The 16,738-nt window shown below is 60.4% G+C and carries 15 protein-coding genes; 2 read left to right on the top strand and 13 right to left on the bottom strand.

Features of this window, described 5'->3' with window-relative positions:
• Nucleotides 1-40: 40 nt before the first annotated feature.
• The 9 genes from rsmB to GYN08_RS01620 all read right to left on the bottom strand — a co-directional run bounded on the left by rsmB (nt 41) and on the right by GYN08_RS01620 (nt 9,772).
• Nucleotides 41-1,612 (bottom strand): 16S rRNA (cytosine(967)-C(5))-methyltransferase RsmB, encoded by a 1,572-nt coding sequence (gene rsmB, locus GYN08_RS01660; RefSeq protein ID WP_166273066.1) that lies wholly within the window; start codon nt 1,610-1,612, stop codon nt 41-43.
• Between the two features lie 368 nt (nt 1,613-1,980).
• Entirely contained in the window at nt 1,981-2,922 is a 942-nt protein-coding gene (gene fmt / locus GYN08_RS01655) for a methionyl-tRNA formyltransferase (RefSeq protein WP_166271882.1), read from the bottom strand.
• 5 nt (nt 2,923-2,927) lie between these two features.
• Complete coding sequence (gene def, locus GYN08_RS01650; protein ID WP_166271880.1) at nt 2,928-3,410, bottom strand: peptide deformylase; 483 nt, start codon at nt 3,408-3,410, stop codon at nt 2,928-2,930.
• A gap of 96 nt (nt 3,411-3,506) precedes the next feature.
• The gene (gene priA / locus GYN08_RS01645) at nt 3,507-6,080 is read right to left on the bottom strand and encodes a primosomal protein N' (RefSeq protein WP_166271878.1); all 2,574 of its coding nucleotides are present in this window, start codon (nt 6,078-6,080) and stop codon (nt 3,507-3,509) included.
• Nucleotides 6,077-7,519: a bifunctional phosphopantothenoylcysteine decarboxylase/phosphopantothenate--cysteine ligase CoaBC gene (gene coaBC, locus GYN08_RS01640; RefSeq protein WP_166271876.1), complete on the bottom strand. Its 1,443-nt coding sequence runs from the start codon at nt 7,517-7,519 to the stop codon at nt 6,077-6,079. Before coaBC ends, priA begins: the two co-directional genes overlap by 4 nt.
• 121 nt (nt 7,520-7,640) lie before the next feature.
• A complete protein-coding gene (rpoZ, locus tag GYN08_RS01635) occupies nt 7,641-7,880 on the bottom strand; it encodes a DNA-directed RNA polymerase subunit omega (RefSeq protein WP_166271874.1) in 240 nt (79 codons plus the stop codon).
• Nucleotides 7,881-7,977: 97 nt separating this feature from the next.
• The gene (gene gmk / locus GYN08_RS01630; protein ID WP_166271872.1) at nt 7,978-8,550 is read right to left on the bottom strand and encodes a guanylate kinase; all 573 of its coding nucleotides are present in this window, start codon (nt 8,548-8,550) and stop codon (nt 7,978-7,980) included.
• A gap of 12 nt (nt 8,551-8,562) precedes the next feature.
• Entirely contained in the window at nt 8,563-8,823 is a 261-nt protein-coding gene (gene remA / locus GYN08_RS01625; RefSeq protein ID WP_005548256.1) for an extracellular matrix/biofilm regulator RemA, read from the bottom strand.
• Nucleotides 8,824-8,884: 61 nt separating this feature from the next.
• Entirely contained in the window at nt 8,885-9,772 is an 888-nt protein-coding gene (locus GYN08_RS01620) for a YicC/YloC family endoribonuclease (protein WP_166271870.1), read from the bottom strand.
• 203 nt (nt 9,773-9,975) lie between these two features.
• Here GYN08_RS01620 and GYN08_RS01615 point away from each other — a divergent pair, with 203 nt between their 5' ends.
• A complete protein-coding gene (locus tag GYN08_RS01615) occupies nt 9,976-10,941 on the top strand; it encodes a ring-cleaving dioxygenase (RefSeq protein WP_166271868.1) in 966 nt (321 codons plus the stop codon).
• Nucleotides 10,942-11,161: 220 nt separating this feature from the next.
• Here the strand turns inward: GYN08_RS01615 and dapF are convergent, their stop codons facing one another.
• Complete coding sequence (gene dapF / locus GYN08_RS01610) at nt 11,162-11,998, bottom strand: diaminopimelate epimerase (RefSeq protein WP_166271866.1); 837 nt, start codon at nt 11,996-11,998, stop codon at nt 11,162-11,164.
• Nucleotides 11,999-12,285: 287 nt separating this feature from the next.
• Between dapF and GYN08_RS01605 the strand changes: the two genes are divergently transcribed.
• On the top strand, nt 12,286-14,034 hold the full coding sequence (locus GYN08_RS01605; RefSeq protein ID WP_166271864.1) for an Rqc2 family fibronectin-binding protein: 1,749 nt from the start codon (nt 12,286-12,288) through the stop codon (nt 14,032-14,034).
• 105 nt (nt 14,035-14,139) lie between these two features.
• Here the strand turns inward: GYN08_RS01605 and GYN08_RS01600 are convergent, their stop codons facing one another.
• The 3 genes from GYN08_RS01600 to GYN08_RS01590 form a co-directional block, all read right to left on the bottom strand.
• Nucleotides 14,140-15,033 (bottom strand): PHP domain-containing protein, encoded by an 894-nt coding sequence (locus GYN08_RS01600; protein ID WP_235945690.1) that lies wholly within the window; start codon nt 15,031-15,033, stop codon nt 14,140-14,142.
• 1 nt (nt 15,034) lies between these two features.
• Nucleotides 15,035-15,949, bottom strand: a complete 915-nt coding sequence (locus GYN08_RS01595) for a LysR family transcriptional regulator (RefSeq protein ID WP_166271862.1) — start codon at nt 15,947-15,949, stop codon at nt 15,035-15,037.
• A gap of 177 nt (nt 15,950-16,126) precedes the next feature.
• The gene (locus GYN08_RS01590; RefSeq protein ID WP_166271860.1) at nt 16,127-16,564 is read right to left on the bottom strand and encodes a hypothetical protein; all 438 of its coding nucleotides are present in this window, start codon (nt 16,562-16,564) and stop codon (nt 16,127-16,129) included.
• Between the last annotated feature and the right edge of the window lie 174 nt (nt 16,565-16,738).

Below are 16,738 nucleotides of genomic sequence, written 5' to 3'. Positions count from 1 at the left end.
TTGTTTTTCGGACGCGCGGACGTTTGCGGGCTCCGGCGTCCTAACCTCTTCGCCGCAGGCGGGCGATGTAGAATCCGTCCGAACCGAATTGGTTCGGCAGAATCTGCACGCCTGCACCGCCGGTCTGCGGCGCGTCCGCGAGCGCCGGCACGTCGAACGGCTCGGCGACGAATTCCGCATGGTCGCGCAGGAACTCGGCGACGGCGCGCTGGTTTTCCTCGCGCTCGATCGTGCACGTGCTGTAGACAAGGATGCCGCCCGGCTTCACGAGCTCCGCCACGCCGGCCAGCAGCTGACGCTGCAGGCGCGCGATCGACGCCGCGTCGTCCGGCGTCTTGGCCCAGCGCAGATCCGGCTTGCGCCGGATCACGCCGAAGCCGGAGCAGGGCGCGTCGAGCAGAACCCGATCGAACGAGGCCGGTTCGAAGCGCTCTTTCAGCGACAGCGCGTCGCCGACGCTCGTCTCGACCGAAGTCAAGCCCAGCCGCTCGGCTTGTTCCGCGATCAGTCCCTGCTTGTGCTCGTGCAGGTCGTTGGCGACGATGCGGCCGCGGTCTCTCATCTTCTCGGCGATATGCGCCGTCTTGCCTCCGGGCGCTGCGCAGCAGTCGAGCACGCTCATGCCCGGTTCCGGCGCCAGCGCTTCGGCGACCAGCATCGAGCTTTCGTCCTGAATGCTGAAACGTCCGTCGCGGTACAGCCGGTCGTTCGCCATATTGCCGCCGCTTTCGACGATGATTCCCTGCGGGGAAAGCTCGGAAGGACGTACGATGCGTCCCTCCGCCTCCAGCTCGCGCAGCAGTTCCTCGCGGCCGATCTTCAGCGGATTGACCCGGATGCTGACCTTCGGCGGCTCATTGTTCGCCGCGCAGACGGCTTCCGCCGTCTCCTCGCCGTACTGGGCGATCCAGCGTTCGACCAGCCACTGCGGATGCGAATGCTGCAGCGCGATTCGCTCGTTCGTCGGCAGGTCGCCGGGAATCTTCAATTCGTCGCCTTCGCGCAGCACGCTGCGCAGCACGCCGTTGATCATCGAAGCGATGCCCTGATGGCCCCGTTTCTTGGCGATTTCAACCGCTTCGTTCACCGCCGCATGCGGAGGAATCCGGTCGAGGTACTTGATCTGATACAGCGACATGCGCAGCAGTCCCCGTACCCACGGATTCAACCGCTTGACGCCGCTCTTGATAAAGAGATTCAGGAAGTAATCCAGCGTCGCCTGACGCGCGATCGTTCCGTAGACCAGCTCCGTGGCGAGCCCCGCATCCGCCGGACTCAGTTCCGCCTGTTGAAGCGTACGGTTGAGCAGCAGGTTGCTGTAAGCGCCGCTCTCGTCGACGCCGGCCAGCACGTTCAGCGCGGCTTCGCGAGCGGTGACCTGCACTTTTCTCCGGCGCGGAGCTTCGCCGCCGCTCTTCGCGCCTTTGGCGGCGATGCGCTCGGCCGCGCTGGTCGGCTTCGGCTGACGCGGCGGCTGTGCGGCTGCGCGCCGGGAAGCGGCCGGCTTCGCCGGAGCTTTGGACGCGGTTTCCGGCTTGGCGGCCGGACGAGGTTTCGGCGCCGGGCCGGATGGCGATCCGGCTGCGGGCTTCGCCGCGGAAGACGATTTCATGCCCGGTACCGGCTTACCGCCCTTCGCCGGCGTTGTGCCCGCAGCAGGCTTGGCTCCGGTTCCCGGTCTCGCGCTCGCCGAAGCCCGCTTTCCGTAAGCCGGCTTCGCATCCGTTTTGGAAGCCGATTCGGCTCCCTGTCCCCGCTTCGCCGCGATCCGCTTCTCCGCGAATGGCGCATTGCCGCGGCGCTCGGCAGGCTTCCTGCCCGAAGCTGCCGGCTTGCGGCCGTCCGCCTGCTTACGACCGGAAGCTTTAGTCTGTCCTTCCGGCTTGTTCGGATCGAAGCTTCCGCTTCCGGACGATTTCGCTCCTCCGAACATCCGAATGCCCGTCCCTTGGGGACGCTTGCCGTTCCCTTCCGCCGCGCTCATGCCAGCACCGTCCCCGTCTGCATCGACGCGCCGCGCACGAAATCGGACACCGGCATCGCTTTTTTGCCGGCCGGATGCACTTTTGTCAAACGAACCGCGCCGCCGCCGCAGGCGACGACGATCGCTTTATCGCTCACGTCGAGCACCGTGCCCGGCGCCGCTCCCGCTTCCGGTCCGTTCTCTTCCGGGCGCTGCACTTCCCATACTTTGAACACTTCGCCGTTCCACAGCGCATATCCGCCGGAAAACGGCGACAAACCGCGAACCTGATTGAAGATCTCCCGCGGCGAACGGCTCCAGTCGATCCGCTCGTCCTCGCGCGTCAAATTCGGCGCGTACGAAGCCAGCGATTCGTCCTGCGGCTCGGCCTGTACGCGGCCATGCAGCAGACGCGGCAGTTCGCGCTTGAGCAGCTCGGCTCCCGCTTCGCTCATCTTGGCGAAGAGCGTACCCGAAGTATCCTCGTCCGTTATCTCCACTTCGGTCTTCGCGATCATGTCTCCGGTGTCCAGACCTTGGGCCATATACATCAGCGTAATGCCCGTCTTCGTTTCGCCGTTTATGATCGCGCGCTGAATCGGCGCCCCTCCTCGGTAAGCCGGCAGCAGCGATCCGTGCACGTTCACGCAGCCGAGTTCCGGCACGTCAAGCAGCGACTTCGGCAGAATTTGCCCGTAAGCCGCCGTCACGATCAGATCCGGATGGAACGACGCCAGCTCTTCGACGGCATCCTTATCGCGCATGCGCTCCGGCTGCAGCACCGGCAGATGATGCTTGAGCGCCGCCTCTTTTACCGGCGACGGGGTCAGCACCTTTTTTCGGCCCTGCGGGCGATCCGGCTGGGTCACGACCGCTACAATGTTGCACTCCGACTCCAGCAGTGCCTCCAGGCAGGATACCGCGAACTGCGGGGTTCCCATAAATACGACTCTTTTCATTCCGCTCACTCCTTTGCCGCGCTCTCGCGGGCAGGTTCATACACTTTGTCCGCCACGTCCGTAAACAGAACGCCGTCCAAGTGGTCGATCTCATGCTGGAACGCCCTGGCCAGCAGGCCGCTGCCCGTCACGGTGAATTCTTCCCCGTCGCGGTTCAGCCCTTTGACCGTCACCGTCATCGCCCGGCGCACGTCGCCGTTCAGCCCGGGAATGCTGAGGCAGCCTTCCGGTCCGAACTGCTCGCCCTCCCTGGCCGTAATTTCGGGATTGATCATCGCGATCAAACCGTTCTCGTCGCCCACGTCGATCACGATAATCCTTTTCAAAATGCCGACCTGCGGGGCAGCGAGGCCGACGCCCTGCGCGTCGTACATCGTTTCCGCCATATCGCTCATCAGCTTTTGGACATTCGGCGTGATTTTCGCGACTTCCTTCGCCTTCTTATGCAGAACCTCATCGGGTTCTTTTACGATCATTCTTATAGCCATCGCCAAGCACCTTCCTCAAAACAATATTCATAGTCGTTTCCGCCCCGTACAGTTCTCCGCGCATGCCTTTCAACAAAAAAGACGCGGAGGACCGCGTCACATCATGACCTGGGGATCCACGTCGATGCTGATGAGCAGATCCTGCTCCTTCGCCGTGTCTTCCAGTTCGTCCGCGATTTCCCGCGCCAGCAGGGCGGCGTCCATATCTCCACGCCATTTTATCATACATTGAAATCTGTATCTATTTTTGATGCGGGGAATCGGCGACGCGATCGGTCCGAGCAGATCGAGCACGTTCGGGACCAGCTTGTCCATGCGGGCCAGCCAGCCGCGGGCGTGCGCCTTTTCCTTGACCATCGCCGCGTAATTTTCGGCCATCCGCACGACGACCGGCAGCTGCTCGTGCGAGAACGTCACGAGAATCAGTCGGCAGTACGGCGGATAACCCAATTTGCGGCGGTGACCCAGCTCCTCGCGCACGAACGAATGATAATCGTGCTTCGAGGCGTGCTGGATCGAGTAGTGGTCGGGATTGTACGATTGGATAAACACTTCGCCGGGCAGATGATGCCGCCCCGCGCGTCCCGCGACCTGCGTGAGCAGCTGGAACGTCTTCTCGCCCGCCCGGAAGTCGGGCAGGTTCAATGCCGAATCCGCGGCGATGACCCCGACCAGCGTCACGTCCGGGAAGTCCAGACCTTTGGCGACCATCTGCGTGCCGAGCAGCACGTCCGCTTTTTTGTCGCGGAACTGCTGCAGCAGCTTTTCGTGCGCCCCTTTTTCGCTTGTCGTATCCACGTCCATCCGCACGACGCGGATGCCCGGGAACAGCTTGGCCAGTTCTTCCTCGACCCGCTGGGTCCCGGTGCCGAAATATCGGATATGCTCGCTGCCGCACTCCGGACAAGTGTCCGGAATCGGCTCGGCATGACCGCAGTAATGGCATCGCAGATTGTTCGAGCGCTGATGGAACGTCAGCGAGATATCGCAGTTCGGACATTCCGCCACATAGCCGCAGGTCCGGCACATGACGAATGTCGAATAGCCGCGCCGATTCAGCAGCAGCACCGTCTGCTCCTTCCGTTCCAGCCGCTGCTGGATCGCATGGTGCAGCTCGCGGCTGAACATGGAACGGTTGCCTTCTTTCAATTCTTCCCTCATGTCCACGATCTTGACTCCCGGCAGTTCGCTTCCCAGCGCCCGCAGCGAAATCTCCGCGAGCAGCGGCGAGAAATGCGGATCGCTCTGCGAGCGCGCCGCATGATACGTCTCCAGCGACGGCGTCGCGGAACCGAGGATCACGACCGCATTATGCTGCTCCGCCCGCTTCACCGCCACGTTCCGGGCGTGGTATTTCGGGCTTTCTTCCTGCTTGTACGACGATTCGTGTTCTTCGTCCATCACGATCAGGCCGATGTCCTTGAACGGGGCGAAGATGGCGGAACGCGCGCCGATCGCCACCTGTACCCGTCCTTCGCGGATCTTGCGCCATTCGTCATAGCGTTCTCCGCCCGACAGGCGGCTGTGCATGACGGCGACCTTGGAGCCGAATCGGCTCTTGAAGCGCTCTACCATCTGCGGCGTCAGCGAAATTTCCGGAACGAGCACGATCGCCTGCCGTCCCTGCGCGATGCAGCGCTCGATCGACTGCAGATACACTTCCGTCTTTCCGCTGCCCGTGATGCCGTGCAGCAGGAAGACGCCTTCGCGCCGCTGGTTCAACCGTCCGACGACGGCGTCGTATACCTGCTGCTGCTCGGCCGTCAGCTTCGGCGCCGCGCTCGGCTTGAAGTCGCGTCCGGCGTAAGGATCGCGGAATACTTCCACGTCCTCCAGCCGGACAAGCCCTTTGTCCTCGAGCGACTTGACCGCGCTGGCCGTCACGCCGAGCGTGCTCAGCACGTCCTTCAGCGCCATCGGCACGCCGAGCTGCGTCAGAAACTCGAACACTTCCCTTTGCTTTTTGGCTCTCGCCGGAAAGTTCTCCAGCTCTTCCGCCGCCCGCTGCGCATCGACGTTCAGTTCGACGGTCTTGATCGTTTTGCGGCCCATCCGATCGCGAATTTCCTGGCTCTCGAACAGCAGGCCCCCGCGAATCAGCGCCTGCACCATTTTTTCGCGGCCCGGGAAGTTCTGGCGCAGCTGTTCCGCCTTGACCTGACCGCGGCTGCGCACATACCGAACGATCTCCAACGCGGAAGGCACGTCGGAAGCCGCCTGTCCTCCGAACAGCGACAACTCGCCCGATTCTTCCGGGATTTCCTCCAGCAGCCGTTCGATCTCCTGGCTTTCCTGCGCTTCTTCCTCCGGCTGCGCCGCATGAATGAAGCGTTCCGCCTTGCCTTTGAGCGCCGAAGGAATCATCGCCTGCAGCGCCGTCGTTTCGTGGCAGGCATATTTTTCGGCGATCCAGCTTCCCAGTTCCACCAGATCTTCCGGAAGCGGCGGCACCAGATCGAGCAGTTCGCGAATGGGCTTGATCCGGCCGTGTTTGTACTCGCTTTCGTCCGTCAGCCCGACGACGAATCCTTGAACCGTCCGGCCGCCGAAAGGCACTCCGACGCGGCTGCCCACGGCGATCCATTCCTGCATTTCGGGCGGAATCCGGTAATCGAACGGGCGGCTGACCGCCCGCACCGGCACGTCTACGATAACCCGGGCAAAATTCATCGCGTCGCTCCCTGGCCGAGGCGGCGCGAAGCTTCAAGCAGAATGCCGCGCGCGGTATCGTACTTGGACTGCTTCGGAAGATCGGCCACGCGTCCTTCCGGCCCGAAAATGCGCACGATATTCGTATCCGAACCGAACCCCGCGCCCGTCTGCGTCACGTCGTTGGCGACGAGCAGGTCGCAGTTTTTGCGCTGCAGCTTCTCGGCGGCGTACGTATCCAGATCATGCGTTTCGGCGGCGAAGCCGATCAGGAATTGATGCTCCTTCTGCGCGCCCAACGTCTGAAGCACGTCGACCGTCTTGACCAGTTCCAGCGCCATCGTATCGCCGACCTTTTTGATTTTGCGCGGGGAACTGGATTTCGGCCGGTAGTCGGCGACCGCGGCGGACATGATCAGCACGTCCGTGCCGCCCCACTCGTTCAGGCAGGCCTCGTACATGTCCTCCGCCGATTCGATGCGCAGGGCCGGAATATCCGGCGGAAGCGGAACCTGCACTTTGCCGGCGATCAGCTTGACGTCGGCCCCCAGGTCGCGCGCCGCCTGCGCAAGCGCGATTCCCATCTTGCCCGAGGAGTCGTTGGTGATATAGCGGACCGGATCGATACGCTCGATCGTTCCTCCGGCGGTCACGACGACCTTTTTGCCTGCGAGCGGACCTTCCGCGGAAAGCGGTGCCGAAGGCGAAGAGGTCAAAACATCCGCGAGTCCCGACTCCGCAGCTCCTCCGGCCGTGGCGAACAGCGTCTCTGCGCTGCCGGCTGCCGCCGTCCGCAGTTCGGCGGCCGCAAACGGCTCGGGACCCGGATCGCGGAACGCGCGTTCCGCTTCGCCGGTCTCCTCTGACGTTCCGATCGGCGCCGCTGCGTCCGACTGCGCCGCCGGACGGGAATCGCGTTCCGCGAAGAACCCGCGCAGCACCTCGACGATGCTTTCCGGCTCTTCCATGCGTCCTTTGCCGACGTAGCCGCAGGCCAGCATGCCGTCGCCCGGCTCGATCATCAGGACGCCGCGGTCGACCAGCGTTTGCATATTTTGCGCCACGGCCGGATGGGTGTACATATGCACGTTCATGGCCGGCGCGACCATGACCGGGGCGGTTACCGCAAGCAGCGTCGTGGACAGCATGTCGTCGGCCAAGCCGTTCGCCAGCTTGCCGATGACGTTGGCCGTCGCCGGCGCGATCAGGACCAGATCGGCCCAATCGGCCAGGTCGATGTGATTGACGACTTTCGGGTTATGCTCGTCGAACGTATCCGTATGGACGGAGTGACGCGTCAGCACCTGAAGCGTCAGCGCCGGAATGAACCGCTGCGCCGATTCCGTCATGATGACCTGGACTTCCGCTCCCGCTTTCGACAGTTGGCTGCACAGCGTCGCCGCTTTGTAAGCGGCAATGCCTCCGGTCACGCCGAGCAGAATTTTTTTTCCGTTTAACATGTCCGTTCCCCCTTCTGAAAAAAAATAACAACCTTTCGGTTGTTAAAAATGGAGCCTCCCGGCTTAGCTTATTCTGCCTCTTCTGTCGCATTCATGCCGATTGGCGCTGCCGAACGGAATCTTACAGATTCCGTTTGCCTTTTTGTTCTTCGACCACTTCGTTCTCGTCGCGGGCTTCCAGCTTGATGTAGTCGCCGTAGATTTCTTCGAGCGCCACGCCGACCTGCTTGTGCGATTTCGGGCGCGGGAGTTCGGATTCCGAACCTTCGCGCAGCTGTCTGGCCCGTCTGCTGGCCGCTACGACCAGGGAATATTTACTGTCCACTTTGGTCATGATTTTGTCGATGGAAGGATACAGCATTGTTTATCGTCCTCTCTGTATGCCCCGTCCGGCCTTCTTGCTTCGGTCCGAAGGGATTGGTCCGGTTTCTCCGGCAATCTGTGTGAAAATAATCGGCTTACTTCGCGATGCGGCAGTGCTCCGCCACGATGATCGATTCGATCCGCATGCAGGCCTTGTCCACTTCGTCGTTGACTACGGCGTAGTCGTAATGGCGCATCAGCGCAATCTCTTCTTCGGCTACGGACATGCGGTTGTGGATGACCGATTCCGTTTCCGTGCCGCGGCCGACGATGCGGTCCTTCAATTCTTCGAGCGAAGGCGGGGTGAGGAAAATAAACACGCCGTCCGGAAAAGTCTCCTTCACCTTGAGCGCGCCCTGCACTTCGATTTCCAAAATGATGTCGTTGCCCGCCTCGATCGTCTGTTCGACGAAATCGCGCGGGGTGCCGTAGAAGTTGTCCACGTACTGCGCGTACTCCAGCAGCTGATTGTCCGCGATCATCTCGCGAAACTCTTCCTGGCTTTTGAAAAAATAATTGACGCCGTGCTGCTCGCCCGCGCGGGGAGCGCGGGTCGTTGCCGACACCGAGTACACGAGTCCCGGCAATCTTTTGCGCAGCGCGCTGCATACGGTTCCTTTTCCGACTCCCGACGGTCCGGACAATACAATCAATAACCCTTTAGACATAGTTCTCTCCATTTATTCGTCGTTATCGTCGTCTTTGGTCGACAGACGGTGAGCGACCGTCTCCGGCTGCACCGCGGACAAAATGACATGATCGCTGTCGGTAATGATGACGGCGCGCGTTCTGCGGCCGTAGGTCGCGTCGATAAGCATATGCCTGTCCCGCGCTTCCTGAATGATCCGCTTGATGGGTGCGGATTCCGGGCTTACGATGGAAATGATTCGGTTGGCCGATACAATGTTCCCGAAGCCGATATTGATGAGCTTGATTGCCATGTCCAGGTTTTCCCCCTATTAATTGGTCCTCTTTCTGTAAGTCGGGCCGGGCGCCCGGCCGTTATTCGAGATTGGCGGCCTGTTCCCGCATTTTTTCAAGCTCCGCCTTCATCTCGACGACATGGCCTCCGAGCGCCAGATGGTTCGCCTTCGAGCCGATCGTATTGACCTCTCTGTTCATTTCCTGAATCAAAAAGTCCAGCTTGCGTCCTTTGGGTTCGTCGCTTGCGAGCAGCGCCGAGCACTGCTCGAAATGGCTGCCGAGCCTCGCCAGTTCCTCGTCGATGCTGCAGCGGTCCGCGAAGAGCGCGACTTCCATGCTCAGCCGCTGCTCGTCCAGCGCGAAACTGCCGTCCTGGAGTTCGCTAAGCCTCTGCCGAAGCTTGGCGCGGTAATCTTCGACCACCCCCGGCGCAAGCCGGAGAAGCTCCGCGTGGGCGGACGTCAAATTCGCGAGCCTCTGCCCGCAGTCGCGGGTCAGATGCCGTCCTTCCGAGCTTCGCATCGACACCAGCTCGCCGAGCGCCTGCGACAAGCCTTCCCGCAGCACCGTTTCCCAGTCCGTCTCTTCCGCGGCCGGAAGCGGCGCGTCCGAGGGAAGCATCACGTCCGGAAGCGCCAACAGTTCCGCCGCTCCGAGCCGTCCGTCGATTCCGAAAAGTTCTTCCAATTCGCGCGCGGCCCGGATATACGACTCGGCCGCCGCGCGGTTCAGCGTCATCGAGCTCCCGGACGACTCGCTCTCTCTGGTGACGTATACGTCAATCCGTCCGCGCTTGACATGCTGCTGCACGAGCCGCCGGAGACCTTCCTCGAAGCTGTTCCATTCCCGGGGCATCCGAAGTACGACTTCACAGTAGCGATGATTGACGGATTTAACTTCAAATTGAATTTTGTATCCGCCATGCTGCATGGCGGAGTGACCGTAACCGGTCATGCTGAAAGACATCGTCATCACATCCGTTACCCTATTTTAATGGATTATGCACGTTGAAACAAGAGGGACAGCGCCTGTTTGCGAATTCACGTTCCGCTCTTGCATATCTTGAACCAAAGATATATACTGAAATTAATAAAGCAGCTCAATTATTTTCACCATTCTATTTTGTCTTCGCCTCTTCAATTCCATTCCTTTTAAGGAGATGACCTTTTATGAAATTACTCGGACAGCACCACGTTTCGCTGATGACCGGCAGAGCCGAAAAGAATTTCGATTTCTTCACCCGCGTGCTCGGCATGCGTCTGGTCAAAAAATCCGTCAACCAGGACAATACGACTTCCTACCATCTCTTTTACGGAGACGCCGTCGCCAGCCCGGGCACCGAGGTCACGTATTTTGATTACCCGGGAATCGGTCCTTCCTATCCAGGAGTTTCCAGCATTTCCTCCACTTCGCTGCGCGTGCCGACGACCGAGTCGCTGAACTTTTGGGCCGGCCGTTTCGATTCGTTCGGCGTCAAACGCGGGGAAATTGTCAGCCGGGCCGGGCGGGACACGCTGTTCTTCGAAGATTTCGAAGGGACTCAGCTGATTTTGGCCGCGGACAACGGAGAAGCCGGCGTCGCGCCGGGACAGCCGTGGACTGCCGAAGGCATTCCGCTCGAGCACGCCGTCGTGGGCCTGGGCCCGGTCACGCTGACCGTCGCCGATCCGAAGCCGACCGCGCTCGTGCTCACGCAGCTGATGGGATTCCGAAAAATCGGGACTTATCCGTCTCCCGCGGGCGATTTTGCCGAGATCGAAGTGTTCGCGACGGGCGAAGGCGGTTCGGGCGCGGAAGTGCATCTCGAAGCGCGTCCCGACCTGCCTAAATTCCGTTTGGGACGCGGCGGCGCCCATCATGTCGCATTCCGCATTCCGAACGAAGAAGAATACGGCAAATGGATCGACCGCATCGCGGCGAGCGGCCTTCCGAACTCCGGACGGGTCGACCGGGATTACTTCCGCGCGCTGTATTTCCGCGAACCGAACGGCATCCTGTTCGAGCTGTCGACCGACACGCCGGGATTCGATATCGACGAACCGATCGAATCGCTGGGCGAAAAGCTCGGTCTCCCGTCGTTCCTGGAGCCGCGCCGCGCCGAGATCGAAGCCAATCTTCGGCCGCTCGACCTGTAAAGTCGGCCGCTCCCCGGCTGCCGGAATTCCGTAATGACTCGCCGCCTTCCCTTCAACGGGAGGCGGCGTTTCGGCTTTGCGCGCGGCGTCCGCGCCGCCGCTTTCCCGGAACGCGCAAAAGCCGCAGATCCGCGGCTCCGCCCCCGTTCCCCACGCGCCCGTGACAAACGAAAGCGGCTGCTCCGCGTTTCTGCGGCTTGCTCGGATGGTCCGGCCGCCTTTACTCGGCCAGTTTGCCCGTATAAACGAACGCCGCCGGCCCCGTCATATAGACGTGATTGTCGGCCTCGCTCCATTCGATGAACAGGTCGCCGCCTTTCAGCGACACGGTCGCTTCGCGGCCGCTGCGCCCATTCAGCACGGACGATACGAGCGTCGCGCAGGCTCCCGTTCCGCAGGCGAGCGTCGGGCCCGCGCCGCGTTCCCATACGCGCATGTCGATCTGTTCGCGGCTGTTCACGGTGGCGAACTCCACGTTGACTTTTTTCGGGAAAAGCGGATGCTTCTCCAGGACCGCTCCCCACTTGGCGAGATCGAAATTCACGGCGTCGTCGACGTAGATGACGCAGTGCGGGTTGCCCATCGAGACGGCCGTGAAGCGGAACGTCTCGCCGAGCGCTTCGATCGGCTGGTCGACGACCGGCTCGCCGTCCACGGCCACCGGAATTTTCGCGCCTTCGAGGATCGGGGCTCCCATATCCACGCGCACCGTCGCGGCGGCCCCGTTCTCCGCGCGGATCGTCAGCGGCTGCACGCCGGCGCCGATCGTCTCGATCGTGAGGTTCTCGCTCTGCGCGAGCTTATGGTCGTAGACGTATTTGGCGACGCAGCGGATCGCGTTGCCGCACTGCTCCGCTTCCGAACCGTCCGAGTTCATGATGCGCATCATGAAGTCCGCCTTTTCCGACGGAAGAATGTAGACGAGGCCGTCCGCCCCTACGCCGAAAAAGCGGTCGCATACTTTGATCGCGAGCTCGGCGGCATTCGCCGGCAGTTCCTTTTCTCCGTACACGATCACAAAGTCGTTGCCCAATCCGTGCATTTTCGTGAATTCCATAACGTTCTTTCCACTCCTTATCGTGTTCGAGACGGGACGTTCCGCCGCGGCATCATGCCGCGAAAAGTTGACGAAAGGCCCCGTTTCGCTCAATATAGATCATACCGTGCCCGTTTCCGGACTCCGCCCGCGGCGGCGTCCGGCAGCGGATTTTTCCGCGAAAGCTACATTAACTAAGATACCCGAACCGGAGCGCGAATGCTATTGATTTTCTGCGCGAAACTTTGTGTTTTTGCGCGCCAGCAGCCTTGGGACGTTCCGGTCAGACAGAAAGAAGGTCGTAATAGATGGCATTGGACGGAATCGTCACACGCGCAATATCCGCCGAGCTGGCTTCCCTGCAGGGCGCGCGCATCGGCAAAGTGCACCAACCGTCGGACAGCGACATCGTATTCCAGATCCGCTCCCGCGAAGGCAACCGCAAGCTGCTCCTTTCCGCCAGCCTGACTTATCCGCGAATCCAGTTTACGGAGCAGTCTTACATGAACCCGCCGGAGGCGCCGATGTTCTGCATGCTGCTGCGCAAACACTGCGAAGGCGGAGTCATCGAAAAGATCGAGCAGGTCGGCATGGAGCGCATTTTGCATTTTTGGATCCGGCAACGCGACGAGGTCGGCGACGTGTCGCTCAAAAAACTCGTCGTCGAGCTGATGGGACGCCACAGCAATATTATTCTGCTCGACGCCGCGACGGGCGCGATCCTGGACGGCATCCATCATGTCACGCCCGCGATCAGCAGCTATCGCGTCGTCATGCCGGGCTTCCAATACCAGGAGCCTCCGCAGCAGCACAAGCTGAATCCGCTGGAAACGACCGAAGAGCAGTTCAAGCAAAAATGGAACGAAAATATCGTGGAGCCTCCCGTCAACCGGATCGTCGACGCCTATACCGGGCTCAGTCCGCTGATCGCCCAGGAAATTCTGCACCGCGCGGCAGCCGGAGCGTCGGAGCCGGAAGCCGGAATCGACGCGGTATGGGCGGCGTTCGACGCTCTGATGAGCGACGTTCGCGAAGGCCGCTTCGCTCCGACCAGCGGCTTGAACGCGAAAGGCAAACTCGTCTTTTCCGCCATGCCGCTGACGCTGATCGCGGACGAGCTTCGCCGGTTCGACTCCATCAGCCTTTGCATGGAACATTATTATGGAGACAAAGCCGACCGCGACACGGTCAAGCAAAAAGTCGGCGACCTGATCAAGTTCCTGCAGAACGAGCGCAGCAAGAACGTCAAAAAGCTCGATCACCTGGACAAGGACCTGGAAGAAGCACAGGACGCGGAGCAGTACCGCATTTACGGCGAGCTGCTGTTCGCTTCGCTGCACGAGCTGCAAAGAGGCATGAAGGAGATCGAGCTGGTCAACTTCTACGACGAAGAACAGCGCCCGGTCAAAGTTCAGCTCGATCCGCTGCTGAATCCGTCGGACAACGCCCAGCGCTATTTCAAAAAGTACAACAAATACAAAAACAGTCTCGCCGTCATCGACGAGCAGATCAAAAAAACGCACGAAGAAATCGCTTATATGGACAATCTGCTCCAGCAGTTGAACGACGCTTCGCTGCGCGACGTCGACGAGATCCGCGCGGAGCTGGCCGAACAGGGATATGTGCGCAACCGGGCTTCACGCGGAGGCAAAAAGAAGAAAAAGAACGACAAGCCGACCCTGCACCTGTACACCTCGTCGGAAGGCATCGAAATCTACGTCGGCAAAAACAATCTGCAAAACGAGTTCATCACGAACCGGTTGGCCCACTCCAGCGACACCTGGCTGCATACGAAAGACATCCCGGGTTCGCACGTCGTGATCCGAAGCGGGGAATACGGCGAAGCCACGCTGAACGAAGCCGCCCAGCTCGCCGCTTACTTCAGCCAGGCCAAACATTCCAGCAGCGTGCCGGTCGATACGACCCAGATCCGCCATGTCCGCAAGCCGAGCGGTTCCAAACCGGGCTTCGTCATCTACGATCATCAGAAAACGCTGTTCGTGACGCCCGACGAAGATCTGATCAAATCGCTGCCGAACACGGTCAAAAACGGTTAACCGCAGAAAGTGCAGCATCTTTTTTTGCAGGCTTCGATAGTTAACTGATCAGACAAAAAGCGTATTCGCCATTTGGGCGGATACGCTTTTTTTGCGATTCATGCCTTATTCGAGCTGGCGTTTCCCCTGCATCCCCAAGTTCCGAAGCCTCTCTACCGCAGCAGCGCCTACCGTATAACCGCCCAGCTCGCCGTGGAACACTTTCCCCTGCCGGACTCCGTGATAATCCGAACCGGCCGTCGTCAGCAGTCCGTATTCCGCGGCCAGCTTCCGGTAGCGTTCCTCGTCTTCGGGCCCGTGATCCGGGTGACGGACCTCGATGCCGGCAGGCTTCGCTTCGCTCAGCACCGTCCGGACCAGTTCGTCGTCCCCGTACAGGCCGGGATGAGCCAGCACCGGAACGCCGCCCGCTTCGCGGATCCAGTCGGCCGCTTCGGACGGAGAGATTCGCGGCGGAGAGACGTAAGCGGCCGCCCCTTCGGCCAAATACTTATCGAAAGCATCGCGCAGGTCGGCCGCGTAACCTTTGCGCACCAGCACGTCCGCCATATGAGGCCGGCCTACGCTCTCTCCGGGAGCGAGCGGGCGGCCGCCGCGGTCCTTAACCTCTTCAAGCGTAATATCCACGCCGAGTTCCCTCAGTTTTCCCAAAATGAGATCGTTGCGCCGATCGCGAACGTCGCGCAGGCCGGCCAACCGCTCCAGAAACCGCTTGTCCGACGGATCGACGAAGTAACCGAGCACATGGATGTCTTTGCCTCCCGCCCGTGTGCTGATCTCTACGCCGGGTACGAAGTCCAATCCCGCTTTCCCGGCTTCCGCCGCCGCTTCGCTCACCCCGGCGACGGTATCGTGGTCGGTCAGCGCAACGCCCGCCAGCCCCCGTTCTGCCGCCAGCCGCACCAGTTCCGCAGAGGTATTCATCCCGTCGGAAGACGTGCTGTGCATATGCAAATCGTACAAAGCTGCCTTTTCTTTGCCGTTTATCATGCTTTCCATGTTATTCCTCCTCGTCCGTCAGCTGCCGATCCCGCAAAAAATTCAAAAAGGCTACGGCCGCGATCGGAAGCAGCGTCGATCGAAGGCGAACCGAATAAAACTGCCGCTTGAACGACGCATCCCGGATCGGGACGGCATGCAGCAGTCCGAGCGCCAGTTCGTGCTTGACCGAAGAAGGCGACAGCATGGTCACGCCCAGGCCCGCTTCCACGGCGGACTTGACGGCCCCCGTACTTCCGAGCTCCATCACCGTTTGCAGGCTGCGCGGGTCCATCCCTTTCGCTTTCCATTCGTCTTCCATCACCTGACGCGTACCGGACCCTTCTTCGCGCAGCACGAACGGATACGCGGAAGCCTCTTCCAGCGTCACCGATTCCCGTGCCGCGAGCGGATGTCCGCCGGGAACGATCAGGCGCAGTTCGTCCTGCATGACCGTTTCGCTGACCATATCCGGATGCGCCACGGGCGCCTCGACAAGGCCGAAATTCAGCGTATGCCGGGCAATTTCCTCCACAATCTGCGTCGTGTTCATCACCTTGAGCGAAATCGAGGTGTTCGGATGCCGGCGGCCGAACGGGACGAGCAGCGGAGGCAGAACATATTCGCCGATCGTGTTGCTGGCGCCGAACTGCAGCCGGCCTTCCAGCTTATGCGTAAAACGGGACATCTCCGTATCCGTCTCGCGCAAAAGCTCGATGCTGCGCCGCGCGAACGGCAGGAGCATGCGGCCGGATTCCGTCAGTTCGATTCTCTTCGTCGAACGGTTCAACAGTTTGGTGCCGAAATGCTCTTCCAGCGCCTGCACCTGCATCGTTACCGCAGGCTGGGTCATGTGCATGGCCGCCGCAGCAGCGGAAAAGCTCCCTTTTTCGGCAACCGTATGGAAGATATGCAGTTGGTGAAAATTAAGTGCCATTTTTATTCCTCCTCACAAAAAAAAGCATGAAAAATAAAATTTCCATGCCAGGGCTTCCCTATTCGATTGGATTCGATCCGTTATGCCGTACGCCCAGGTACGGCACGGCGAAGCCCGAAAGCTGCTGTCCGGTACGCCGCCCTTGTGCTTCGGCGCGCCGGATCCCTGTGTTGACCGCTACTTTTTTTTGCGTCCGTTTTTCATCAGCGTCATTCTCCGCGAGTGCCGAAGCCACGAGTAATACGATTTCAAATCGCGCAGCTCGATGGTTTCCGACATTTTGCCGAGGAAGGTCACGACGATCATCTTATGCAGCGGTCCGCCTTCGACCGGATAAGGACCGGTCAGCTCGCCGAATTCCGCCACCATGACGATATCGTCGTCAATCAGATAAACGTCTTCTTCCTTGCGGTAGTACGAAACGATTCGCTTGGCCTGCAGACATTCCCACAACCAGGACGCAATCTCCTCCGCATCTTTTTGTCCGCTTTCAATCCGATCGCCGTAGCGGCTTTTGGCATGATTCGTAATGACGATGTCTGCCACCTTTTTGTCACCGAGAGCGATGAAAAAAGGTTCGTAAGTGCTCCATCGTTCCGTCGCCTTATCCCGCACCGTTTATCACTCTCCAGAGACTCGACTTGGTCCATTTTAGGTCTTTATATCTATGTATATATACCCAATATATTACAACATGCCTCTAACTTATACAAGCGATTCAAAAAAAGCCGTTTTTATAAGGCTATGGTGCAGAAGAAGCGGCCCGAATTGGGCCGCTTCTTCTGCTGG

Source organism: Saccharibacillus alkalitolerans (genome assembly GCF_011090185.1).
Taxonomy (GTDB): Bacteria; Bacillota; Bacilli; order Paenibacillales; family Paenibacillaceae; genus Saccharibacillus; species Saccharibacillus alkalitolerans.
The sequence above is the reverse complement of the archived record's forward strand: the minus strand, read 5'-3'. Positions and strand labels throughout refer to the sequence as shown.